The 430-nt window shown below is 62.1% G+C and carries 1 protein-coding gene; it reads right to left on the bottom strand.

Annotated elements, in window-relative coordinates; genetic code table 11:
- On the bottom strand, positions 1 to 343 hold a 343-nt coding region (locus BJP32_RS16775), incomplete at its 3' end, for an MBL fold metallo-hydrolase (protein WP_158043322.1).
- Positions 344 to 430: the final 87 nt, after the last annotated feature.

The following is a 430-nucleotide window of genomic DNA, read 5'->3' as shown; positions in this document are numbered from 1 at the left end:
CCACATGACCGAGTGACGGAAACGGAAAGTGATAGCCGGAAACCAGCGCTCGTTTTTCCGCGATCATGTCAAACAGGCGGCGGCGCGAGGCTTCGGCTTGCGGCCCATCGACGTCGGCGGCCGGATGCCAACCCGGATTGCGCAAGGTGGTGAACGGATTGCCGCTCACGTCCCCCGCGACCACGAGACTTTCGCCCTGCGATGTGACGAGATAGGACACGTGCCCCGGCGAATGGCCTGAAGTCGCGATCGAGGTAATTCCCGGCACAACCTCCTCGCCGGGTTCGAAACGCACCACCCGGTTGGGCAAGGTCGCGAACGTCTGCCGCACCAGCATGATCATGTCATATTCCGTCATCAGCGACCGCGGCCAACCCTCCGGACGCACGGGGCTCGGCAGATACTCGTCACTCGTGAAGTAATTCCAGTT

This window comes from Brevundimonas sp. ZS04 (assembly GCF_001956865.1).
Taxonomy (GTDB): domain Bacteria; phylum Pseudomonadota; class Alphaproteobacteria; order Caulobacterales; family Caulobacteraceae; genus Brevundimonas; species Brevundimonas diminuta.
The sequence above is the reverse complement of the archived record's forward strand: the minus strand, read 5'-3'. Positions and strand labels throughout refer to the sequence as shown.